Raw genomic sequence first — 21,935 nt, 5'->3', positions numbered from 1 at the left:
GAAACGGGCTAGTGCGGCGTCTATTTTCACAGGAATGACAATTCATTCCTTTTTGTGAGCATGTTCGCGATCATGGTCGTGGGTTTCGTCCGTCTTAGAGACGAAGTGATGGCCGGTGATGTCGTGGACGAGGGCGCCGTCATCGGGGAAAGGTTCGATGTGGACGAGACACCGCTGCAGTTTGGAGATGTCGTGGAGCAGCTTGTGTTCGACTTCCTGCGATAAGCGATGGCCTTCTGACACTGAGATGTTTGGATTTACGCCGACGCTCAGCTCAGCGATGAGGGAGTGGCCGAGCCACCGGGCGCGCACGTCGTAAACGCGGCGGACGCCGGGGATGGCCAGGGCGGCTTCGTTGACCTGCTGGAGGAGGCTGGGATCCATGCGGTCAACGGCGCGGGAGATGACGGCGGGGCCGGCCTCGCGAATGAGGATATAGACGATGAGCAGGGTTATACCCAGGCCGACGAGGGCGTCGCCGATGGGGAAGCCAATGGCGGCGGCAATGAGGCCAAAAACTACGGCCAGGGAGCCCAGGCCGTCAGCGCGGGCGTGGTGGCCGTCGGCGACGAGGGCGGCGCTGCCGATCTGCTTGCCGACCCGGACACGGTACTGGGCCACGAGTTCAGCCACTATAAAGGTGGCTGCGCCGGCGGCCATGCCCAGGGCCAGATTGTGAGGCTCCTCTCGGTTTATAAGCTTATCGACGGACTGATAGCCGACGACAACGGCGCTGATGGCAATGAAACCCAGGATTATCAGGCCGGCCAGGTCCTCCATTCGCGAGTAGCCGTAGGGATACCGCTGGTTGGCCCGACGCTTTCCGAGGGCAAAGGCGATCCATAGGGGTACGGTGGTGGCGGCGTTGCTGCCGCCATGGAGGGTGTCGGCCAGGAGACCGGCGCTGTCAGTGAAATAGACTACCACGGCTTCGCCAACGGCGGCGGCCAAGAGGGCGAAGAAGGTGAGCCGGGAGGCGCGCAAGCCCTGGACCGTGTCGGCTAAAAAGGCGTCCTGGTGCGTGTGCTGGTGGGCCATATCAACTACCACTCCTTACACCAGTCTTAATTCCATAATACAACAGAGTTGATTGACAGAAAGTCGGGATAGCCTTTAGGATAGGGTTGCTCTTTAAAAGATTACTGTCCTTGAGCGCCTGAAAAGGCTGAAAAGGGAAGACGGTGAAAAGCCGTCGCGGTAGCGCCACTGTAAGCGGGGAGCCGCCGACATAAGACCACTGTCCCGATAATCCGGGGCGGGAAGGTGTCGGTCAAGCAAAGATCCGCGAGCCAGGAGACCTGCTCAGGAAAATTGGAGCCAAACTCTGCGCCTTACAGATTGCTCCTGCGGCAGGCTTTCACCTGCTATTGCCAAAGCGTACGTGATTAACCCCTGGCCAGAGTCGGCTAGGGGTTTTTTGTTGTCCGGAAATTAGGCAAGGCAGGGACGAGTGGAAGCAACGGTTGGACAGAGAAAAGCGTCGGGCTTGATGAAGGTGTCACGACACTCCAGCGTCGTGCGGCGGCTGACCGTTGGCGTCGCGCTGCTGTCGCTGGCGCTGCTGGGGACAAGCATGGCGTCGATGAGTATGGGGCCAGTGAACATACCCGTCGCCAACGTCGCCAGCGCGATGCTGGACAATGTGGGGATCGACGCGTGGCAGCACACCGAGACCGAGGCGCTGGTGCTGGAACAACTGCGGCTGCCGAGGATTGTGGTAGGGATACTGGTGGGGATGGCTCTGGGCGCGGCGGGAGCGACGATGCAGGGCCTTTTTCGGAACCCGCTGGCGGACCCGGGGATCATCGGGGTATCCATGGGCGGGGCCACCGGCGCGGTGCTGGCGATAGCGTTAGGGCTGAGCGGCCTCTTCTACATGGCGCTGCCGACGTTTGCTTTCCTGGGGTCCCTGGCGGCGGCTTTTGTTGTGTACAGCATCGGCGGCGTTGGAGGCCGGTTCTCTATGGCGACGATAATACTTGCGGGCGTAGCGGTCAGCTCGTTTTTAGGGGCGGTGATTTCAACGATTATCGTGGTGGAGGCGGATGAGGACTCGCTGCGTGGGATACTTTTCTGGCTGGCGGGGAGCCTGGACTCGCGCTCTTGGGAACATGTGGGGATATCGGCGCCGCTGATACTAGGCGGCGCGGCGGTAATCCTGGTCTTTTCGCGGGACTTGAACTTATTGATGTTGGGGGACGACGACGCTCGGTCCATGGGTGTTAGGGTGGGCCTTTTGAGGCCGATGCTCATCGGCGTGGCATCCATGATTACGGGCGTGGCGGTGGCGGTAAGCGGGGTGGTGGCCTTCGTGGGGCTGGTGGCGCCGCATATGCTGCGGATTATCTTTGGCCCGGACCATCGAGTCCTCATTCCGGTCAGCGCACTGGGCGGGGCCTTTTTCCTGGTGGCGGCGGATACCATCGCGAGGACAGTGATACAGCCGGCGGAGTTCCAGGTAGGCATTGTGACGGCCTTTGTGGGTGCGCCGTTTTTCATTTTCCTGCTGATTAAAAACAAGCGTAAGTCAGGAGTTTTTTAAGGCTCAACTAACGGAGGAAACATGATAGGAAGAAGGGGAATCGCTTTAATACTGGGAACACTGATAGCAATGGCCGCTCTATTGTCGGCGTGCGGGGATGACGCTACATCGACGGCGACACAGCAGCCCGCTGCTTCGCCAGTGGCCACCGCGACAGCAACGACGGCTCCGACAGCCACAGCGACTGCGACGGCTACGGCGGCACCTACAGCCACGCCTACGCCGCAGCCGAGCCCCTTTGCAGGCGTACCGGGGATCGTGAACCCAAACAACAGGGGCTGGCCCCGGCAGGTGGAAGTGCTGAACGGCATATTTGAGATAAGGGCCAAACCTGCCCGCATCGTAACGGTGTCGATTGGGCACGACGAGATAACCTACGCGCTGGTGCCGGCAACTCGTGTGGTGGGCGTCGGCGGGGTCTCCAAGGATACGACGTATTCCAACGTCGCCGAGATTGCGAAAGCAGCGCCGTCGATCAGCACCGAGCCTGAGACTATACTTTCGGTCAAGCCGGACATCATGGTCACCAGCGCCTTCTTCAATAAAGAAAAGGTGGCCGCCCTGGAGAGAGCGGGCCTTCAGGTGCTGGTGACGGACCTGAGCGGCGATCCGGCGGGCCGCAGGAACACGATTTTGCTGATGGGGTACATCTACGGCGAAGAGGAACGGGCTATCGCCTTTGCCAAGGAGATAGATGACAGGCATAAGGCGCTGCAGTCGGTGGTGGGGAACAAGCCCAGCAAGCCCAAGGTGTTGGCGGTGGCGTCGTACGGTGACCAGATATACACGGCGGGGCTGAAGTCCACCGAGGGCGGGATCATTGAGGCTGCCGGGGGCATCAACGCGGCGGCGGAGGCTAAGCTGGAGTTCAACCCGGTCATCAGCGCCGAAAGTATCATATCCATGAGCCCGGAAGTCATAATTATCACTCAGCCCAACGACAGCGGCGACCCATTCAAAGACCAGCTTATGAAGAACGCGGCGCTGGCCCAGGTGCCGGCGATAAAGAACAACAAGATTTACGTGGTAGACCCTAAGCTGTATACCACTCTTTCCCACTGGAACCTGCGTGGCGCGGAGGACCTGGCAAAGATATTGTGGCCGCAGGACTTCGCCAATAAACAGTTCGGAGGGTTCAGTTCCCCGTAATGAGAAGGCACGGACACAGATGAAGAATCCAGCGTCGGATTCAGGCAAACCCTTAGACGCCGTGGGGGTGACGGTGGAGGTGGAGGCGGCGCGCCTGCTGGACTCGGTCAGCATGGGAGTGGGGCGGGGTGAGCTGGTGGGGCTTATCGGGCCTAACGGGGCGGGCAAGACAACGCTTATAAAGGCGATGTCCGGGCTGATGCGCCGCCAAGGGGGCGCCGTGGCGTTGGAGGGGCGCGACATGGACGGCATGTCGCCGAAGGAGATTGCGCAGGCGCTGGCTATGGTGCCCCAGGCCGCGCCATACACCTTCGGCTTCACGGCCCTGGAGGTGGTGGTCATGGGCCGTTACCCGCACATGAGCAGGTTCCAGGTGGAAGGGGAGGCGGACCGTCGCATAGCGATGGAGGCCATGGCAAAGACGGAGGTGGAGGGTTTTGCCGACCGCCAGGTGACTACGCTTTCGGGGGGCGAGCGGCAGCGGGTGATGGTGGCGCGGGCGCTGGCGCAGGGGCCGAGGGTGCTGCTGCTGGATGAGCCGACGGCCAACCTTGATATCCAGTACCAGATTCAAGTTATGGAGCTGGTGCGGGGGCTGACGGACAGGGGGCTGGCGGCGGTGGCGGCCATGCACGACCTGACGCTGGCGGCGCGATACTGCCATCGGCTGATACTTATGAGCAAGGGCAGGGTGCTGGCGGAGGGGACGCCGTGGGATGTGCTGACACCGGAGAACATCGAGAGGGCTTTTGCGGTGAAGGCGCTGGTATATACAGACCCCGTGACGGACACGCTGGCGGTTCGAGTGCTTTCTCAGGCGTCAGATAAGGGCGGGAAGACGGGTACGCCTCAGAGGGTCCATGTGATTGCGGGTGGAGGCAAGGGAAGCCGTGTGATGTACCTGCTCAAAGACGCGGGCTTCGATGTGACGGCGGGAGTGCTGGGCGAGGGCGACACCGATTTCCACGCCGCGCAGATGCTGTCGATACCATGCGTGAAGCAGCCTTCGTTCGCGTCTATAAGCCCGGCTCTGCACCAGGAACACCTGGAGTTGATTCGGCAAGCTCAGTGTGTGGTAGTAGCGGACATATGCATCGGCGAGAACAACTTCTTGAATTTGGAGGCGGCGGGGGCGGCGGGACGGCTGGTGCTGGTGGAGGAATTGTGCTTCGAAAGCAGGGACTTCACCGGCGGGAAGGCGGCGTCGCTGTACGCAGATCTGCGCCGTCGAGGACTGGTGAGCAGGGCGGAGAAGGTGGTGGAGGGCGTGCGGCTGGCGCTGTCGCAGTCGAGAAGCTGAGGGAGGCAACAAGATGGAACCAAACAAGGGCGTGTGCAAGGCGGAGGAGCCGCAATCAGTAAAGGGGCCGGGGGTGAAGAAGGGGTTGGTCATCGTCAACACCGGCGACGGCAAGGGGAAGACTACCGCGGCCCTCGGGGTGCTTTTCAGGGCATGGGGTCGCGATATGAAGGTGTGCATGAGGCAGTTCTTAAAGCACACCGGCGCGCATTTCGGTGAGCACCGCGCCGCCAAGAAGCTGGGCATCGACCTGGAGGCGATGGGCGACGGGTTTACATGGCGCTCCAAGGATATGGAGCAGACCAAGGCCCTGGCGATTAAGCAGTGGGAGCGGTGCAAGGACTTGATCCTGAAGGGCGGCCACGATGTGCTAATCATGGACGAGTTCACTTACCCGCTGCACTACGGCTGGGTGCCTGTGGAGGAGGTAATCGAAACCCTTCGACAGAAGCCGCATATGATGCATGTCATCATCACTGGGCGAGACGCGCCGGAGAAGCTCATCGAGTTCGCGGACCTGGTGACGGAGATGAAGGTGGTCAAGCATCCGTACAAGGACCAGGGCATCAAGGCCCAGCCAGGCGTCGAGTTCTAGGGCGGGCTTCTGAATGTGGATAGATGACATAAATGAAGAGATTGTGCCGCTGGACCGGCGGGCTATGTCGTCGGCGCAACGGAGACAGGCAATCCTCACCAAGCCAGCGGGCAGCCTGGGACGGCTGGAGGAGCTATCGGTAAAGCTGGCAGGAATTTATAGAGAAGCGACACCTAAGGTTGGTCGGAAGGTGATTGTGGTGGCGGCTGCCGACCACGGCGTTACCGAAGAGGGTGTCAGCGCATACCCATCGGAAGTCACTGGGCAGATGGTGCTGAACTTTCTAAAGGGCGGGGCCGCCATAAATGTGCTAGCGCGACACGTGGAGGCAGAGGTGGTTGTGGTGGACGCCGGTGTGAAGGCCAAGCTGCCGCCGAGCGAAAACCTACGGTCGCTGAGAATTGGGCCAGGCACTAAGAACATGGCCAAAGGACCAGCGATGACCAGGGCGCAAGCATTGAGGTGCCTAGAGGAGGGTATGTGTCTGGCGGAGGAATTGGTGGGAGATGGGGCGTCATTGCTGGCGACGGGAGATATGGGGATTGGGAATACCACGTCAGCCAGCGCGGTGACATCAGCGATAACAGGCGCGCTGTCGGAGGCGGTGACGGGGCGAGGGACAGGTATATCGGAGGAGGTATGGCGGCGGAAGGCGGAGGTGCTGAGCCGGGCGCTGCGAGTGAACGGGCCGGACCCGGAAGACGCCATAGATGTACTGTCGAAGGTGGGAGGATTTGAGATAGGGATGCTGGCGGGGGTAATCCTGGGCGGGGCGAAGTGTGGGAGGCCGGTGGTGCTGGACGGTTTCATCAGCGGGGCGTCGGCGCTGATTGCCTGCGGGATAGCGCCAAGGGCACGGGAATACCTCATCGCGTCCCATCGGTCTGTGGAGCCGGGGCACAGGAGACAACTAGCGCATCTAAGACTCAAGCCGCTGCTGGATATGAGGATGCGATTAGGAGAGGGGACCGGCGCGGCGCTGGCGATGCCGATAATCGAGGGCGCAGCCAAGTGCCTGTCGGAGATGTCGACGTTTTCCAGCGCGGGTGTATCTGAACGGTCAGAGCAGAGGCAGGATTGAGGGCGTTTTTCACGGCCCTGGGATTTTTGACGATTGCTCCTGTGCCTAGGGCCATGATGGGTTCTAATTACTCCATGTCCATGGCCTATTTCCCAGTCGTTGGTCTGGCTATCGGCGCAGCTTTGTGGGGCATAGATAAGGGGATGGAAGGCCGGCTGCCGGACGCAGTTATCGCGGCGCTGCTGGTGGCGGCGTTGATGATCATGACTCGCGGGCTGCATACCGAAGGGTTCATGGACACCTGCGACGGCCTGCTGGGGGGACACACTCGGGAGCGGCGATTGGAGATTATGCGCGACCCGCATGTTGGGGCCTTTGCAGTGATGGGAGTGGTCGTCCTGTTGCTAGTTAAATGGTCAGTTTTGATGTCTCTTGACGGGCCATCTAGGGGCTGGACGCTCCTTCTCTTTCCTGCGATGGGCAAATGGGCTATGGTGATGTCGGTGACAGCGTTTCCGTATGCCAGATCGGAGGGGTTGGGGAGGGCATTTCAGGAAGGGCCGAAGGCGACACCTTTAGTAATTGCTGGGATATCCATACTGGCGGCGGCATTGCTGCTGGGTGGCGTCGGTGGCATGATTTTGCTGTCACTGGCGACGGGGGTGTCGGTGCTGCTGGGGAGGGTTATGGCATCGATGCTAGGCGGGCTGACGGGCGACACCTACGGGGCGATTAACGAATCGTCGGAGGCGGCGGTGCTGGTGATGGTGGCGGGGCTGGCTTCGACGGAGTTATCGCAGCCTTTTTTCTAGGAGATAAAATGCCAGCGAAGGCGACGAAAAATGGCTAAATGGTATCTGACACGCCATGGCGAGACCTCCTGGAACGCCGAAGGCAGGCTTCAGGGCCACCAGGACGTGACAATAAACGACCGAGGCCGCCGGCAGGCGGAGCGCCTCGGGGACAGGTTCTCGAATATCAAATTCGACGCCGCGTATACCAGCGACCTGATTCGGTGCGTCGAGACCGCGACGCTGGCGCTGAAGGGAACCAATGCGGCTGTCATCAAGTCGCCGCTGCTGAGGGAGCAGGGTTTTGGGTACTGGGAGGGACTGAGCTATGAGCAGATTGAGGTGCGAGAACCAAAGCTTTACGCGGAGATGATGAAATCTTACGAGAGTTTTACGCCGCCAGGCGGTGAAAGTTTTGGGTATGTGGGGAAACGGGTGAGGGTGTTTGCAGAAGAGGCAAAAGCAAGGCGTATCAGAGGCAACATTCTCGTGGTAGGACATGGAGGCTCGCTGCGGGCTTTAATTATGGTGTTGCTGGATATGCCGCTGATGAATGGATGGCGAATGAAGCTGGACTCGTGCGGGCTGACGGTCCTGGAAGTGGGCGACAAAAGCGTCACGCTGGAGATGATGAACAACACCTCTCATCTAAAGGAATCGACGTGACGGCCAGGGTGCTGATGGTGCAGGGGACGGCGTCGCACGTGGGGAAGAGCGTGCTGGTGGCGGCGCTGTGCCGGATATTTCGTCAGGACGGTTTCTGGGCAGCGCCTTTCAAATCGCAGAACATGTCGCTGAACTCCTATGTCACGCCGGACGGGTTGGAAATCGGGCGGGCCCAGGCCAACCAGGCCCAGGCGGCAGGTGTGAAGCCTTCGGTGGAGATGAACCCGATACTGCTGAAGCCCGAGGCCGACGCCAGGTCCCAGGTGGTGGTAATGGGGAAGCCGATGAGGACGGCGGGCGCGAGGGAGTATTTCGACATGCACACCCACTTGTGGGGAGTCGTGACCTCGGCGCTAGACAGGCTGAGGCAGCAGTACGAGGTCGTGGTCATCGAAGGAGCTGGAAGCCCGGCCGAGGTCAACCTGCGGGCGCGGGAGATTGTGAACATGCGGGTGGCGCGATACGCGGAGTCGCCGGTGATACTGGCGTCGGACATAGACCGAGGAGGCGTATTCGCCTCGCTTATCGGCACGCTGGACTTGCTGGAGCCGGAGGAGCGGGCGCTGGTCAAGGGGCTGATAGTGAACAAGTTTAGGGGCGACGCCAGCCTGTTCGACAGCGGGGTGTCGTTCCTGGAGGAGCGCACGGGGCTGCCGGTGCTGGGTGTGGTGCCTTTTTTCAAGGACATACACATCCCGGAGGAGGACGGGGTGTATTTGCAGGAGCGAAGGACTGATAAGCCTCCAGCTGTGCTCGACATCGCGGTGGTGCGGCTGCCGCACATATCAAACTTTGACGACTTCGACCCGCTGGCTAGGGAACAGGGTGTCAGGCTTCGATACGTAACATCGGTGAAAGAGTTGGGGGATCCGGACGCAGTAATCATTCCCGGCACCAAGACAACAATGGCAGACCTGTTCTGGATGCGGGAACGAGGGCTGGAGTCGTCGATTAAGAGGTTAGCGGAGCGAGGCAAGGCGGTTATCGGGATATGCGGCGGGTATCAGATGCTGGGGCGAAGCCTGCGGGACCCGCTGGGGGTGGAGTCGCCGGAGCGGGAGGCGGAGGGAATGGGGCTGCTGCCGGTGGACACCGGGTTTACGGCATCCAAAGATACCTACCGAATCGATGGTGAGGTAATGGAAGGACGCGGCCTGTTTGCTAAGGCGAAGGGTCTAGCGTTCCAGGGATATGAGATTCATATGGGGCAGTCGTCCCGCGCCGGGGGTGAACCGGCAATGCGACTGAAGCGCGGTTCCGCGAGAGGGGAGATTGTTTTCGACGGCTGTCTTGACGCCTCGGGCCGGGTCATGGGCACGTACGTACACGGACTGTTTCAGAACCCAAGGCTGCGCAGGGCGATTTTGGAGCAGATGGCGGAATGGAAGGGAGCTGCGCTGCCGCCGAGCGCTGACTTTGAGCAGGACTTGGAGTACGACAAGCTGGCGGACTGGGTGCGCAGCAGTCTGAAGATGGACCTGATTTACAAGATGACTGGGTTGGCCAGGGCAGCGATATGAAGGGGGAACTGGTACTGGTCACAGGCGGCGTGCGGTCCGGCAAGAGCGCCTTCGCGCAATCGATGGCTGAAAAGTCGGAGGGCAAAGTTTTGTTTGTCGCGACAGCGCAGGAGTTGGACAAGGATATGTGGGAGCGGATCCGGCGGCATCGAGAGTCGAGGCCGAGGGAATGGGCGACGCTGGAGGAGCCGCTGGATGTGGCGGGGGCGCTGCGGCGTTGGAAGGGCGGGTGTGACTTTGTGCTACTGGACTGCGTGACCTTGTGGGTGACCAACCTGCTACTGAGGGATGAGGACGGTCCCGAAGAATCTGTATTGGGGCCTGTGCATGATGTTTTGGAGTGGCGGCGCAGGATGAGCGTGTCTATGGTGCTAGTGACGAATGAGGTGGGCATGGGCGTGGTGCCGGCGAACACTATATCCAGGCGCTTCAGCGACTTACTGGGCAAGGCTAACCAGATGCTGGCTGGCGCATCGGATAGGGTGTATTTAATGGTCTCAGGGCTGCCGGTGCAGGTCAAGCCTGGGATGGATACAAAGAGCAGGAGAGGTTAACGCGGCAGCGCGCGCCGACGCTTTCGGAGGTCCAGGCAGAGACGGAAGAAGGTTATAACCTCGCCAGAGCCGAACTTGGACTTGCCAGCGCGGCGGTTGGCAAAGGTTATAGGGACCTCCACAACCCTGGCCTGCGGCGAGAGCGCGAGTACTTCCAGGAGAAGCTTGAAACCCGCGGGGCGCAAGTGTGGCGCGGCGTTCTCCAAGACGGACCGTTTGAACACTGCGAAGCCTGAGGAAGTATCGCTCATCTTGAGGCCCAGAATTAGTTTGGAAGACCAGATGGCGACTCGACTAGCCAGGTGCCGCAGCGGGGACCAGCCGACGATGCCGCCGCCAGGGACGTATCGAGAGCCGATGACGATGTCGGCGTCAGAGGCGGCGATTAGAAGTCGGGGCAGATCCTGGGGACGGTGGGAGAAGTCGGCATCCATCATGACGATGGCGGCGCCGGTGGAGGCTCGGAAGCCCTCCATGACAGCCGAAGCGAGACCCAGCTTGCCGGGGCGTTGGATGGCTTTTACCCGGGGATTGCCAGCGGAAACCTGCTGGACAGCGTCAAAGGTGCCGTCGGGGCTGCTGTCGTCGACAACAATGATTTCGTGGGACTGGTCCTGTAGGGTCCGGCCAAGGGCTTCGATGAGAGGGGCGATGTTCTCTCGCTCGTTGTAAGTGGGGATGATGATGGAGACGTGCTTGGCGGGGCCGTTCAAGTCGAAGTCCAAGCCAAGGTTGGCTGGCTACCTAGTGATGATGCGGGCGGCCATACGGGTGGCCAGGGGGCTGACGACCCGCAGGGCGCCAGAGAGGAGGGGGTGGCCCAGGGCGGTGACAATGGCGCTGCTGTGCCAGTCGAAGGAGAAATCCTTGCTGTTAAGGACATCGCGGCGGATGCCGTCGGTGGCGATGGTCTGCATCAGCGAATCGATCTGCCAGTCCTTGAGGCTCTCGAAGATGCGGCGGGCACTGCGTCCTACCTTCATATCGCGAAACATGACTGACTTCCAGGCCTTTTCGTAGCTGGACAGTTACGAGGCGGAGAAGTCATTTCGAGAGAGGGCGGAGTGGAGGGTGCCGGCGGCGCTTTCGCCGGCCAGGAGGGCATAGTAGATGCCGCCGCCGGTGGTGGGTTTGACCTGCCCCGCGGCGTCGCCGACTACTAGAACTCGGTCACGATAAGTGTGGGGGAGAGGCTCCAGGGGTATGCCCCACTGGCTGGAGGGCTTGATGACATTCAAGATCTTCTGCTGGGACCCAAGCATCGCAAGGAAGCCTGCCAGGCGCTCACGGGCGCCGCGGCGGGATATGAGACCCGCCAAGGCGCGGCCTGGACGGGTAGGCACCAGCCAGGCGAAAAAGTCAGGGGCCAGGTCGCGTCCAAAGAAGATGTGGACCGCATCATCGTCGGCGACTTGCACCTCGGCCTGAGCGCCGGTGGCGAAATCGCCCACAGAACCCATTCCCAACTGCTGGGGAAACTTGGAGCCGAAGCCGTTGGCGATGACGACGGCTTTTGCCTCCATAACCTGGGTGGAGCCATTATCCTCGGAAACAACGGCCACTCTATCATGTCTGACGTCGAGGCCAACCACCTGGCGCTGGAGATACCGGGCGCCGGCAGCGACGGCGCGGACGGCAAAAGAGTCCACGTAGCAGACACGGTCGAGGACATAGGCCTGGGTTGTGTCTTTTTGGAGACCCACGTCGACGCCAGAAGGCGAGGTGAAGACGGCGGCACGGGCCTCTCGAAGGACAGTTTCCGGCGGAGCGGGGAAGCGTCGGACGCATTCGGCGCCGACGATGCCGGTGCAGAGCTTGTCGCCGATGCGCTCTTTGCGTTCGATAACGGCCACGTCGTAGCCCTTTTGGGCTAACAGGCTTGCGGCGTTATTGCCTCCCGGCCCAGCGCCGATTACGATGACATCCAACAAAATGAGACCTCCGAGGCTATTGAGGATTAGGGAAATCCCTCGAAGCAATCAAGCGTCACATTATACTCGTGTCTCTAAACCATGGCTATGAAGCAGGCGCGGCTTTGGGCGTCAAGACTGACGGTAGGCCTGCCGGAAAGATACAGGGGGCCGCTTTTTTTGCCGTTCTATCTCTTTTAATCCTGGGCCCGCTGCTAACGCCTGGCTACATACTCACTTTAGACTCTCCAATAGCTTTTAACCAGGACCCGTGGGCGCACCTTGCAGGGTTGACCAGCATATCGACGAGCGTTTTTGGCGCGACGGACAATTCGGCGCCGCTGTCACTGATTTTGCGATTCTTCGACCTGTTCCTGCCAGGCTGGCTGGTGCAAAAGGCTTTGCTGCTGCTGATCTTCTTCCTGGCGGGCTGGGGGGCCAGCCGGCTGCCGATGCTGGAAGGGCTGGGCCGTTATTACTGCGGAGTCTTTTACGCCGTCAACCCGTTTACATATATCAGGTTCTTTTCAGGCCAGTGGGGCCTGCTGCTGGGCTATGCGCTGATACCCTTTGTGGTCAAAACCCTTCTGGACCTTTTAGACAGGCCGGACACGAAAAAAGGAATGCGGCTAGCTCTGTGGACGACGCTCATAGGGCTGGCGCAGCTACATGCCCTGGCGCTGTTCCTTGGGATTGGCCTGGTAATACTGGCGGCGAAGGTTGTATGGGGGCGGAAGGTTTTTGCTTACAAGCCGGCAGGGATGGCGCTGGGAGTTGGCCTGGCGGTATTTGCGCTGCTCAACCTGTACTGGATTGTGCCGTCGGTGGCGGACGCGGCGTCCGGCGAGACGGTGGCGGGAAACTTCGACAGGAACGACCTCGCGCTCTACCAGCCCCGGGCCGATTCGTCCTTCGGCGTGGCGTTCGATGTGGCGTCATTACATGGGTTCTGGCGAGGCAGCTACAAGTACGCGGGCGATTTCTTTTGGTCGTGGTGGCTGTTTTTTGTCGCCGCGCTTTTCCTGACGTTTTTGGGGCTGACCACGAAGGCAAACTATCGAAGGAAGGAGTGGCTGCCGTGGGCGGTGGGAGTCCTGGGCGTAGGCTCGTTTATCCTCGCCTTAGGAATGGCTACGGGCGTCACTTCATCTATTTTTTGGAGAGCGTGGGACATAGTGCCTGGATTCTCGATTTTCAGGGACTCGCACAAGTTCCTGGCAGGACTGGCGCTGGCATACGCTTTCCTAGGAGGTCTTGGAGTCCAGGAACTGAAGAGGCAGATAACCAAGAGTTTGAGCAGCACAGGCGGGAAGGCGTGGGCTGGAAGGGGCGCGGCGCTGGCGGTGGTATTGCCTATAGCCATAGCGTTCCCGATATTCGGCGCGGCGGGCCAGCTAGGCACTACGCAATACCCCAAGGACTGGCATGAGACGCGCGATATCCTGGGGCAGGATGAGCATGATTACAACGTCTTATTCCTCCCCTGGCATATGTACTCATGGTTCGACTGGCTGCCCAACGACGACAAAACGCTGGCAAGCCCGTCCATGGGCTTCTTTGGCCGAAACGTTATTTCGGGGGACAACATTGAGTATGGGACATACTCGCAGAGCAGGAACCCGGTCAGCGACTACGTGGAATACCTTCTCGCAAAGCCAAGCGAGGTGCATAACCTGGGGGAGCTTTTGGCGCCTTTGAATGTTAAGTATGTGATCCTGGCGCACGAAGCTGACTATGGCCAGTATGGATACCTGGACCGGCAAGGCGACCTAGAGGCGCTGATGCGCGGCCAATCCATTACCCTATACAAGAACAAGCATCTAGTCTCGCCGGTGTATTCACCCGGTCGGGTATACCGAATGAGCCGGTTCGACAGGTTTGTTGAAATAAGCAGGGAAGAGGATGTATTGGGTGGCGTATTTGTGTTAGAACGCCAGGTATCTCCAAGCGGCGTGCCGTTTAGAGGAAATCCTGACTTTGGCGTGCCCGCAGTGAAGAAAGAGGGCATGACCGGATATTCAGTGGACACATCTCAGGGCGAATATTTAGCGCTGGCGACCAAGTATGGGACAACGATGCGCCACTGGCGGAAGGACGGGGACCGACCGGTGGCGGTCAGTCTGGGCATGAGTCCTGTGTTTTCGAGTGACGGTTCGCCGGCTAGTATTACCTTCGGGCGAAGAAATTGGATGCTGATTTTAGTTGTGACTGCGCTTTTAACTGCTGTGGCGGGGTTGGCCTATGTCGTGCTGCCGGAGGGGCGGCTGAGAAGGCGTTGGCCCATAAAGCGCGTGTCCTCGGAACAGGCTATTCGACAGTAACCGACTTGGCCAGGTTGCGGGGCTGGTCGACGTCGCAGCCCCGCTGGACGGCAATGTAGTAGGCCAGTAATTGCAGGGGCGCCGCCGCCAGAAAGGGTGTTGACAGCTCAGAGGTTTGAGGAATATAGGCCACATGGTCGACTTCGGCGGCGATGGCCTGGTCACCCTGGGCGGCGACGGCCAGGACTAGCCCGTCGCGGGCCTTGACCTCTTTGATGTTGTTCAGCATTTTCTCGTAGAGGTCATTGCGAGGCGCTAAGGCCACGGTGGCTAGCTTATCGTCGATAATGGCGATGGGGCCGTGCTTCATCTCGCCGGCGGCGTAACCTTCGGCGTGGATATAGCTGACCTCTTTCAGCTTCAGCGCGCCTTCAAGGGCGATGGGCTGGAGGATGCCCCGGCCAAGATAGAGGAGGTGATTGTATTTATAAAGGTCTCGCGCTAGCTTCTTGTAAAGTTTTTGATGGGACAGGACTTCCCCCAGAAGGTTGGGGAGGCGGGCCAGTTCAGCCAGAAGACGGGCTTGTTCTTCGGCTGAGAGACTGCCGCGGGACTGGCCCAGATACACCGCCAGCAGTGCCAGGAGACTTAGTGAGGCCATGAAAGTCTTGGTACTGGCCACAGCCATTTCGGGGCCGGAGCGCATATAGAGAGTGCCTTCGGCAAGGCGCGAGGCCTGGCTGCCTTCGTTATTGCAAATGGTGATGAGACGCGCACCGCGGCGCTTTACATATTCCATGGCCGCGAGGGTGTCGGCGGTCTCACCGGACTGTCCGATGGAGACGACTAGCGTGTCCTTGTCCACTACCGGGTTGCGGTAGCGAAATTCGGAGGCGCTTTCGGCCTCGGCAGGAAGTTGAGCGATGCCCTCGATGAAATGGCGGCCTACCATGGCGGCGTGGAGGCTGGTGCCGCAGCCGACAAGGAAGACTTTTTTCAGCTTACGCAAGTCGGGCTGTGAGATAGGGAAGTTCTCCAGTTCCACCCGGCCTGCCTGAAAGTCCACCTGGCCGCGAAAAGCGCTGGCGATGGCCTGGGGCTGCTCCATAATCTCCTTGAGCATGAAGTGGCGGTAGCCATCTTTGCCTATGGCGGCCCACTCCTGGGGGATGACTTGGGCGCGTTTGGAAAGGGTCTTGCCTTGGATATCTAGGTATCGAACAGAGTCGGCGGAGGCCACGGCGATTTCACCGCTCTCGAGGAAAGTGACCTGGTTGCTGAAGGTTATGAGGGCGGGGATGTCGCTGGCGAGGATAGTCTCGCCTTGCATCTTAGCGACGGCGATGCCTCCAGCGTTGCCAAGTCGAAGAGCGAAGAGCTTGCCGGGCTCGCTCTGGCACATGGCCACCACGGCGTTGGCGCCCTTGATAAAGGATGCCATGCGCCTGAAAGCTTGCTCGAAGCCTTCTTCGTTGGCGAGGCCCTCTTCCAAAAGGTGGGGGATAACCTCACTATCGGTCTCGGAAGAGAACTTGTGACCTTTGGAAATTAGGTCTTGCTTAAGGGCGAGGAAGTTTTCGACGATGCCGTTGTGAACGACGGCGACGGCGCGTTTGCAGTCGGTGTGGGGGTGGGCGTTGGCAACGGAGGGCCGGCCGTGGGTGGCCCATCGCGTGTGGCCGAGGCCAAGGACGCCCTCGGGGCTGCTGCCGTTGAGGGAGGCTACCAGGTGGGAGACTTTGCCGACGGCCTGATGGAACTCCAGGGGCCGGGGCGGCTGCAAGGTTACGACGCCGGCGCTGTCATACCCGCGGTACTCCAGCCGCTGCAGGCCTTCCAGAATCAAGGGCCAGGCCTGTCGATGGCCCGCATATCCGACAATGCCGCACATGAGCGCCTCGAATGTATAGGCTAGAGGGAGAGCATGATGCGCCTCTGATTGAGGCCCCTGGGAATATGCTATCTCCGCAGGGCAGGGCTGTCCACTATGGACATGATGGCGTCGGCCAGGGCGTCGGGATTGTGGCGGACGTACAAGCCTTCCATCATAAGAGGCGCTTCGACGACATGGCGGACGTAGGGTTTGCAGTTTTCGATGTCGGAGACGACCTGGTGCTGGCCGAAGCTGCCATACCGTTTGCGAAGCCGCTCATGGAGTCTAGTGTTGTTTATTAGACAGTAATCAATGGAGCCGGCTCTGCCGAGATACTCGGAGACGGTGCGAAGGAAGTCGGAGGCTTTGAAGCCGTCGCTCTCGCCGGGTTTGGTCATGAGGTTGCAGACAAAGATTTTGACGGCTTTGGACTGTCTAACAGTCTCGGCCACGTCCTCCACCAGAAGATTCGGGAGGATGCTGGTGTAAATGTCGCCGGGGCCGATGACGATAGCGTGGGCGTTGGATATGGCCTCCAGCACAGGACGGTAGGGGTAGGCCTTGGGATCTAGGGAGACGTAGTCTATGGGCGTGTCCAGCTTCTCCTTGCGCAGGTCTATGTTAGACTCGCCGGCGATCTCGGTGCCGTCGGTCAGGCGGGCTTTGAGGACACTTTTGGTGAGGGTCACAGGCAGCACCTGGCCCTTGATACGGAGCATGCGGGAGGCCTCGATGATGGCGGAGGCGGCGTCGCCGGTGATTTCGGTGAGGGCGGAGAGGAAGAGGTTGCCGAAGCTGTGGCCGTTGAGGCCCTCGCCGGCGGTGAAGCGATAGTTGAAGAGCTTGCGAAGCTGGGCGGAGACGCCGTCGTCGGCGGCCAGGGCGACGAGGCACTGGCGGATGTCGCCGGGTGGAAGCTGGCCGAGGTCGTCGCGGAGGCGGCCTGAGCTGCCGCCTTCGTCGCTCATGCTCACGATGGCGGTGATGTCGCAGTCCTTTTTCTTGAGTCCCGAGAGGGTGGTATGATTACCAGTCCCTCCGCCAATGACGACTATTTTCTTATCCGACATCGGACAGCACCGCCGCGCCTTTAAGCTGGGAGTGATAAGGACTAATCAGGATACGAAGTTTTCATCGTTAAGTTTATGGACTAGGATTACGGGGTGTCAATTGAAAATCGCGCCGATAAAAGTGTAAGGAGGCCAGCATGGCTACTCTGGTGACGGGAGGCGTTGGATTCGCCGGGTCAAACATTGTGAGGGCGCTGGCGCAGTCGGGCCATGAGGTGGTGTCGCTAGACGTGGCGCCTGTGGACGCTTTGGCGAAAAGATACCTGGAACCGTGGAAGGGCCGGGTGCGGTGGTTGGAGGGAGATATCCTGGACCGAAAGGGGTTGGATGAGCTGGCCTCCAAGCATAAATTTGACAAGGTTGTGCACGCCGCGGCCTTCACAGGCTCCCGGCCTGAGACCGAGAAGCTGAACGGGCAGCGAATACTCGATATAAACATAACTGGCACAGTCAACATCGTTGAGATGGCGCGGAAGGCAGGAGTGCGGCGGTTCCTATACGTGGGGACGGCGGGGGTATATACGGGGCCGAGGTCGCACAAGGACGTGCTGAAGGAGGACGTGAAGCTGTTCCCAGATAGCTTTTACGGGATAAGCAAGCTGGCGTCTGAAATGATCGTGGGCAAGTACGGACAGGTACACGGGTTTGAGACGGTGGGGGTGCGCATGACCTCGCTTTACGGGCCCATGGAGCGGGTCAGCGGGCACAGGTCCAACCTGTCGCTGCCGACGCAGTGGACTCGCGCGGCGATACGCGGTGAGGCGGTGGACATGTCGCTGACATCTCAGGACCGGGACTTTATCTACGCCCCGGACGCTGCTAAGGCAATCCAGACTGTCCTCGACGCCCCGGCTAGCAAACATAAGCACGGAGCGTATAGCGTATATAACGTGGGCCGTGGCCTTCGAGTTAGCTCGGACGAGATGTTGGAGGCAATGAAGAAGGCGTGGCCTAAGGTTACGTTTACAGGGGCGAAACCGGCTCCTGAGGAGGACTTGAGGCGGGCGCTGGTGGACACGGGCAGGCTGCGGGAACTGGGGTACACGCCGGAGCACAGCATTGTGCAGGGGCTAACGGCGTACATGAAGTGGCGCACCGAGTTCAGCTACAAAGATTAGGCTGCAGACAGTGCACCAGCCCGAAATCAAATCGCCGGAGGCCGCTCCCGAAACGCAGGTCACGGACAGGGAGCGCATCGAGAGGTTGATTGGCGAGCTGACGGAGCTTCTCAGCGGTGAGGACCAGGGCCCGGCGATGGCCCTTTTCGTGAGCCAGCACCCGGCGGACCAGGCCGAGGTGCTGTCAGCCCTGCCATCGGAGCGGCAGCTGGCGCTACTGAAGGCCCTGAGGTCGGAAGAAACGGCCCGGATTATGGAGCATCTGGACGCCGAGGTGGCCTCGAGGCTTGTCGAGCAGCTAGAGGGGCCTAGGGCCGCGAGGGTCTTGCGAGAGACGACGGAGGACGTGGCGACGGACATACTCAGGCGATTGCCGGAGGAGCAGTCGCGCAGGATTCTGGAGGTCATGGGCAGGCCGGAGGAGCTGCTGGCCTTGCTGAAGTACCCCGACGAAAGCGCCGGCGGCCTGATGGTCACAGAGTTCCCGTCGGTGCGGGCGGACCTGCGGGCGGCCAACGCCTTGGATTTGCTGGGAATATACGGGCCGATGGCTGAGGATATCGGGTCGCTGCTGGTGGTGGACAACGCGGGGAGGCTGGTGGGACTGCTAAGCGTTACGCGGCTGGCGCTGGCGCGTCCAAATACTCGCGTGTCTCAGGTGATGAACACGGATGTGAAGTGGGTCCTGCCCACAGCAGACCAGGAGGAGTGCGCCCGCATCAAGGAGCGCTATGACCTGAGCTTTCTTCCGGTGGCGGATGAGAACCAGAGGCCGTTGGGAATAATCCTGGGTGATGACTTGGTGGACGTGCTGAAGGAAGAGGCCACGGAAGACATATATCGATACGGCACCGTGCCTGAGACCGAGGTGAGCTATTTCAAGTCAAGGCTGCTGGACGTGGCAAGGCGGCGAGTGGTGTGGCTGTTCCTTCTAATTCTGGTCAACACTGTCACGGGTTCGATCATCGCCAGCCAATCGGACTTGCTGGAGGAGGTGGTGATACTGGCGGCGTTTGTGCCGCTGCTTATCGGGACGGGAGGCAACGTGGGGGCGCAGTCGTCGACGGTGGTAATACGAGGCATCGCGACCGGGGAAGTGACAAGGAGCCAGGCGGTATATGTCATTGGGCGCGAGATAGCGGTGGGCGCACTGCTAGGCGTGGCACTAGGGGCAATAGTCATCGGGTGGGCGTTCCTACTGGGGCGGGAGTTGGACGTGGGATTTGTGGTAGGGATAACCATGGTGGTCATCGCGGCGACGGCGGCGATGACGGGGGGCGGGCTGCCGTTCCTGTTTCGATGGCTAAAGCTGGACCCGGCGCTAGTGTCGGCGCCGTTCATAACCACGTTTATGGACATCATCGGCGTGGGCGTGTATTTCCTGGTGGCGCACCTGGTGCTGAATCTGTAAGCATCGGGAGGAGATAACCCCACGCACCACTCTGACCTCCCATTCCTTCGGCCCTTCGACCAGGCTCAGGGCAGGCTCCCTCAGGACAGGCTCTAACCTTCCCCCCTTGAGGGTGAGGGAACCTAAAGGAAAGGCCTTTCAGCACTCTGGCAAAACTGGTAGATTGGGGGCGCTTTCTACATCAATTCAGTAAAGAGGTACTGGAATGGCATTCTCGCGCATATACACCGGCCCGGACGGGAAATCGCGTTTTGAGGACTTGAAGCTGAATTTTAATCCAGCCGACCTGACCAAGACGGGAGAGTTTTCAGGCGGCGCCAAGATGGTGTTGTTCCGCCGCCAGCCGCCGGGAGTGGTGCAGAACTGGCATCCAGCGCCGAAGAAGCAGTATGTTATCACGGTGCAGGGCATGGCGGAGATTGAGGCTGGGACTGGTGAGAAGCGGCGGTTTGGGCCCGGCGACGTGATGCTGGCCGACGACCTGACGGGCCAGGGGCACATAACCCGCGTAGTGGGCAACCAGACCCGAATATCCATATGCGTGGTGCTGGACTAGCTTGGCTGTCAACCTGGTGCAAGAGGTCCTCAAAGGCGGCCTGTACACTCGAGTGGTAGGCAAGCGGCTCCTTTACTTTGAGGAGCTGACTTCCACTATGGACCGGGCGGTGTCCGAGGCCTCGGGCGGGGCGATGGAGGGGACGGTGGTGGTGGCGGGGAGGCAGAGCCAGGGGAGGGGTCGGTTCCAGCGCCTGTGGGTGTCAGAGGCTGGGAACCTGCTATTCTCGGTGGTTTTCTATCCGTCGCTGAAGACGCTGCCGTTCTTGAGCATTGTGGCGTCGCTGGCGGTGGTCAGAGCCATCGAGCAGGAGACCACGCTGAGACCGAGCATCAAGTGGCCTAACGACATCCTGCTGCGGGGGGAAAAGGTGTGCGGGCTGCTAGTGGAGAACGCCATCGAGGGGCAGAAGGTAACGCATGCCATCGTCGGCGTAGGGCTGAACGTATCGCTGGACACGTCGGCGTACCCGGAGATAAAAGACATCGCGACGAGTCTCAACGCCGAGGCCGGGAAGGATATAAGCCAGGCGGGCGTGCTGCGTCGGCTGCTGTACGCGATGGACGGGCTGTATGTGTCGATGCGGGAGGGGTGGTCGCCGGTGAGCGAGTGGAGGGAACACCTGGCGACGCTGGGGCAGCGGGTGGAGGTACGGTGGAAGGAGGAGGTGATCGCCGGCGTGGCGGAGGACGTGGACGAGATGGGGCATCTGATGGTGCGCCGCGACGACGGGACGCTGGCGCGGCTGACGGCGGGGGAGGTCACTTTCAAGAAGGCATCGGAAGAAACTGGAATGAAGGGAGCAGTTGATGCTCGATAAGCTGAGTCTGGACGGTAAAGTGACGATTGTGACCGGCGGCGGGACGGGATTGGGCCGCGCGATGGTGCGGGCGCTGGCGAGGGCCGGGTCCAACATCGCGCTGTCGGCGAGACGGAGGGAGCCTATCGAGGAGGTGGCGGCAGAGGTGAAGTCGCTGGGGCGGGACGCTGTTGCCATAACTGCTGACCTGACAAAGTCGGACCAGGCTAACGCGATGGTGAAGAAGGTGCTGTCGCATTTCGGGAAGGTGGACGTGCTGATGAACAACGCGGCGCAGTTAGGCGCGCCTCGCACGCCGATATGGGACATGTCGGACGAGGAGTGGCGAGTGGGCATGGACACCACCTTGACTAGCGCGTTCTATTGCAGCCGGGCCATTGCCAAACACATGGCGGACCGGCGGAGGGGGAAGATAATCAACGTGGCGTCAGGATACGGGATGCGGGGCGGGAAGGATATGTATACGTACACGTGCGCCAAGGGCGGGGTCATACAGCTAACACGGACGTTGGCGCTCAGCCTGGCGCCCTACGGCGTGACGGCCAACACCATCGTCCCCGGGTTTATACCGACGCGAGAGGGGCAGGGGACGAACCCGGAGTACATGCCGACGGGGAAGTTCCCGAAGCCGGAGGACCTGGGGCCGGTGGCGGTGTTCCTGGCGTCGGAGGCGTCGGACTATATGACGGGGGAGATGATATCGGTGGACGGAGCGGCTATGGCGGCGGGGTTCTCACCGACGGGGTACGCGCCGGTGGTGGCTCTTAGATAAAGGAGA

General features: G+C 60.5%; 21 protein-coding genes and 1 riboswitch. Of the genes, 15 read left to right on the top strand and 6 right to left on the bottom strand.

Annotated elements, in window-relative coordinates; genetic code table 11:
• Positions 1 to 42: 42 nt before the first annotated feature.
• On the bottom strand, positions 43 to 1,038 hold the full coding sequence (locus FJ320_04655; GenBank protein MBM3925266.1) for a cation transporter: 996 nt from the start codon (positions 1,036 to 1,038) through the stop codon (positions 43 to 45).
• A gap of 95 nt (positions 1,039 to 1,133) precedes the next feature.
• A riboswitch (cobalamin riboswitch) is annotated at positions 1,134 to 1,321 on the top strand.
• A gap of 252 nt (positions 1,322 to 1,573) precedes the next feature.
• Here FJ320_04655 and FJ320_04650 point away from each other — a divergent pair.
• From FJ320_04650 to cobU, 9 genes are all read left to right on the top strand, one after another.
• A complete protein-coding gene (locus FJ320_04650) occupies positions 1,574 to 2,542 on the top strand; it encodes an iron chelate uptake ABC transporter family permease subunit (protein ID MBM3925265.1) in 969 nt (322 codons plus the stop codon).
• A 141-nt stretch (positions 2,543 to 2,683) separates the two neighbouring features.
• Positions 2,684 to 3,691 (top strand): ABC transporter substrate-binding protein, encoded by a 1,008-nt coding sequence (locus FJ320_04645; GenBank protein ID MBM3925264.1) that lies wholly within the window; start codon positions 2,684 to 2,686, stop codon positions 3,689 to 3,691.
• Between the two features lie 19 nt (positions 3,692 to 3,710).
• The gene (locus FJ320_04640) at positions 3,711 to 4,991 is read left to right on the top strand and encodes an ATP-binding cassette domain-containing protein (protein MBM3925263.1); all 1,281 of its coding nucleotides are present in this window, start codon (positions 3,711 to 3,713) and stop codon (positions 4,989 to 4,991) included.
• Between the two features lie 13 nt (positions 4,992 to 5,004).
• Positions 5,005 to 5,586, top strand: a complete 582-nt coding sequence (gene cobO, locus FJ320_04635) for a cob(I)yrinic acid a,c-diamide adenosyltransferase (GenBank protein ID MBM3925262.1) — start codon at positions 5,005 to 5,007, stop codon at positions 5,584 to 5,586.
• A gap of 13 nt (positions 5,587 to 5,599) precedes the next feature.
• Positions 5,600 to 6,667, top strand: a complete 1,068-nt coding sequence (cobT, locus tag FJ320_04630; GenBank protein ID MBM3925261.1) for a nicotinate-nucleotide--dimethylbenzimidazole phosphoribosyltransferase — start codon at positions 5,600 to 5,602, stop codon at positions 6,665 to 6,667.
• Positions 6,664 to 7,419 (top strand): adenosylcobinamide-GDP ribazoletransferase, encoded by a 756-nt coding sequence (gene cobS / locus FJ320_04625; protein ID MBM3925260.1) that lies wholly within the window; start codon positions 6,664 to 6,666, stop codon positions 7,417 to 7,419. Before cobT ends, cobS begins: the two co-directional genes overlap by 4 nt.
• 30 nt (positions 7,420 to 7,449) lie before the next feature.
• Positions 7,450 to 8,064, top strand: a complete 615-nt coding sequence (locus tag FJ320_04620) for a histidine phosphatase family protein (GenBank protein MBM3925259.1) — start codon at positions 7,450 to 7,452, stop codon at positions 8,062 to 8,064.
• A gap of 14 nt (positions 8,065 to 8,078) precedes the next feature.
• Positions 8,079 to 9,584, top strand: a complete 1,506-nt coding sequence (locus tag FJ320_04615; GenBank protein ID MBM3925258.1) for a cobyric acid synthase — start codon at positions 8,079 to 8,081, stop codon at positions 9,582 to 9,584.
• On the top strand, positions 9,581 to 10,138 hold the full coding sequence (gene cobU, locus FJ320_04610; GenBank protein MBM3925257.1) for a bifunctional adenosylcobinamide kinase/adenosylcobinamide-phosphate guanylyltransferase: 558 nt from the start codon (positions 9,581 to 9,583) through the stop codon (positions 10,136 to 10,138). Before FJ320_04615 ends, cobU begins: the two co-directional genes overlap by 4 nt.
• Here the strand turns inward: cobU and FJ320_04605 are convergent.
• The 3 genes from FJ320_04605 to FJ320_04595 are packed head-to-tail and all read right to left on the bottom strand — an operon-like array spanning position 10,135 to position 12,117.
• Entirely contained in the window at positions 10,135 to 10,863 is a 729-nt protein-coding gene (locus tag FJ320_04605) for a polyprenol monophosphomannose synthase (GenBank protein MBM3925256.1), read from the bottom strand. The genes cobU and FJ320_04605 overlap by 4 nt on opposite strands.
• 15 nt (positions 10,864 to 10,878) lie before the next feature.
• The gene (locus tag FJ320_04600) at positions 10,879 to 11,133 is read right to left on the bottom strand and encodes a hypothetical protein (protein ID MBM3925255.1); all 255 of its coding nucleotides are present in this window, start codon (positions 11,131 to 11,133) and stop codon (positions 10,879 to 10,881) included.
• A gap of 33 nt (positions 11,134 to 11,166) precedes the next feature.
• A complete protein-coding gene (locus FJ320_04595; GenBank protein ID MBM3925254.1) occupies positions 11,167 to 12,117 on the bottom strand; it encodes a geranylgeranyl reductase family protein in 951 nt (316 codons plus the stop codon).
• A gap of 56 nt (positions 12,118 to 12,173) precedes the next feature.
• Between FJ320_04595 and FJ320_04590 the strand changes: the two genes are divergently transcribed.
• Positions 12,174 to 14,369, top strand: coding sequence for a hypothetical protein (locus FJ320_04590; protein MBM3925253.1), 2,196 nt, complete (start codon positions 12,174 to 12,176; stop codon positions 14,367 to 14,369).
• Here the strand turns inward: FJ320_04590 and glmS are convergent.
• Together glmS and FJ320_04580 are read right to left on the bottom strand one after the other, a co-directional pair.
• Entirely contained in the window at positions 14,356 to 16,200 is a 1,845-nt protein-coding gene (glmS, locus tag FJ320_04585; protein MBM3925252.1) for a glutamine--fructose-6-phosphate transaminase (isomerizing), read from the bottom strand. The two genes, FJ320_04590 and glmS, sit on opposite strands and share 14 nt — an antisense overlap.
• A gap of 68 nt (positions 16,201 to 16,268) precedes the next feature.
• Positions 16,269 to 17,252, bottom strand: a complete 984-nt coding sequence (locus tag FJ320_04580) for a YvcK family protein (protein MBM3925251.1) — start codon at positions 17,250 to 17,252, stop codon at positions 16,269 to 16,271.
• A 137-nt stretch (positions 17,253 to 17,389) separates the two neighbouring features.
• On the opposite strand from FJ320_04580, the gene FJ320_04575 reads away from it, so the two are divergent.
• The 5 genes from FJ320_04575 to FJ320_04555 all read left to right on the top strand — a co-directional run bounded on the left by FJ320_04575 (position 17,390) and on the right by FJ320_04555 (position 21,929).
• Positions 17,390 to 18,370: an NAD(P)-dependent oxidoreductase gene (locus tag FJ320_04575; GenBank protein ID MBM3925250.1), complete on the top strand. Its 981-nt coding sequence runs from the start codon at positions 17,390 to 17,392 to the stop codon at positions 18,368 to 18,370.
• 10 nt (positions 18,371 to 18,380) lie between these two features.
• Positions 18,381 to 19,781 (top strand): magnesium transporter, encoded by a 1,401-nt coding sequence (mgtE, locus tag FJ320_04570; GenBank protein MBM3925249.1) that lies wholly within the window; start codon positions 18,381 to 18,383, stop codon positions 19,779 to 19,781.
• Positions 19,782 to 19,986: 205 nt separating this feature from the next.
• Complete coding sequence (locus FJ320_04565; GenBank protein ID MBM3925248.1) at positions 19,987 to 20,337, top strand: hypothetical protein; 351 nt, start codon at positions 19,987 to 19,989, stop codon at positions 20,335 to 20,337.
• 1 nt (position 20,338) lies between these two features.
• Positions 20,339 to 21,157, top strand: coding sequence for a biotin--[acetyl-CoA-carboxylase] ligase (locus FJ320_04560; protein MBM3925247.1), 819 nt, complete (start codon positions 20,339 to 20,341; stop codon positions 21,155 to 21,157).
• Positions 21,147 to 21,929, top strand: coding sequence for an SDR family NAD(P)-dependent oxidoreductase (locus tag FJ320_04555; GenBank protein MBM3925246.1), 783 nt, complete (start codon positions 21,147 to 21,149; stop codon positions 21,927 to 21,929). The genes FJ320_04560 and FJ320_04555 overlap by 11 nt, the downstream gene beginning before the upstream one ends.
• Positions 21,930 to 21,935 lie beyond the last annotated feature (6 nt).

The organism is SAR202 cluster bacterium, from assembly GCA_016872285.1.
Classification (GTDB): Bacteria; Chloroflexota; Dehalococcoidia; order Lucifugimonadales.
Note: the sequence above shows the minus strand (reverse complement) of the source record. Positions and strands in the feature narration are given on the sequence as shown.

What these genes read in the sequence shown, in the direction of transcription:
- FJ320_04655 (MBM3925266.1), bottom strand. Translation starts at nt 1,038, where the DNA reads ATGGCCCACCAGCACACGCACCAGGACGCCTTTTTAGCCGACACGGTC.
- FJ320_04650 (MBM3925265.1), top strand. Translation starts at nt 1,574, where the DNA reads ATGGCGTCGATGAGTATGGGGCCAGTGAACATACCCGTCGCCAACGTC.
- FJ320_04640 (MBM3925263.1), top strand. Translation starts at nt 3,711, where the DNA reads ATGAAGAATCCAGCGTCGGATTCAGGCAAACCCTTAGACGCCGTGGGG.
- cobO (MBM3925262.1), top strand. Translation starts at nt 5,005, where the DNA reads ATGGAACCAAACAAGGGCGTGTGCAAGGCGGAGGAGCCGCAATCAGTA.
- cobT (MBM3925261.1), top strand. Translation starts at nt 5,600, where the DNA reads ATGTGGATAGATGACATAAATGAAGAGATTGTGCCGCTGGACCGGCGG.
- FJ320_04620 (MBM3925259.1), top strand. Translation starts at nt 7,450, where the DNA reads ATGGCTAAATGGTATCTGACACGCCATGGCGAGACCTCCTGGAACGCC.
- FJ320_04615 (MBM3925258.1), top strand. Translation starts at nt 8,079, where the DNA reads ATGGTGCAGGGGACGGCGTCGCACGTGGGGAAGAGCGTGCTGGTGGCG.
- cobU (MBM3925257.1), top strand. Translation starts at nt 9,581, where the DNA reads ATGAAGGGGGAACTGGTACTGGTCACAGGCGGCGTGCGGTCCGGCAAG.
- FJ320_04600 (MBM3925255.1), bottom strand. Translation starts at nt 11,133, where the DNA reads ATGTTTCGCGATATGAAGGTAGGACGCAGTGCCCGCCGCATCTTCGAG.
- glmS (MBM3925252.1), bottom strand. Translation starts at nt 16,200, where the DNA reads ATGTGCGGCATTGTCGGATATGCGGGCCATCGACAGGCCTGGCCCTTG.
- FJ320_04580 (MBM3925251.1), bottom strand. Translation starts at nt 17,252, where the DNA reads ATGTCGGATAAGAAAATAGTCGTCATTGGCGGAGGGACTGGTAATCAT.
- FJ320_04575 (MBM3925250.1), top strand. Translation starts at nt 17,390, where the DNA reads ATGGCTACTCTGGTGACGGGAGGCGTTGGATTCGCCGGGTCAAACATT.
- FJ320_04565 (MBM3925248.1), top strand. Translation starts at nt 19,987, where the DNA reads ATGGCATTCTCGCGCATATACACCGGCCCGGACGGGAAATCGCGTTTT.
- FJ320_04555 (MBM3925246.1), top strand. Translation starts at nt 21,147, where the DNA reads ATGCTCGATAAGCTGAGTCTGGACGGTAAAGTGACGATTGTGACCGGC.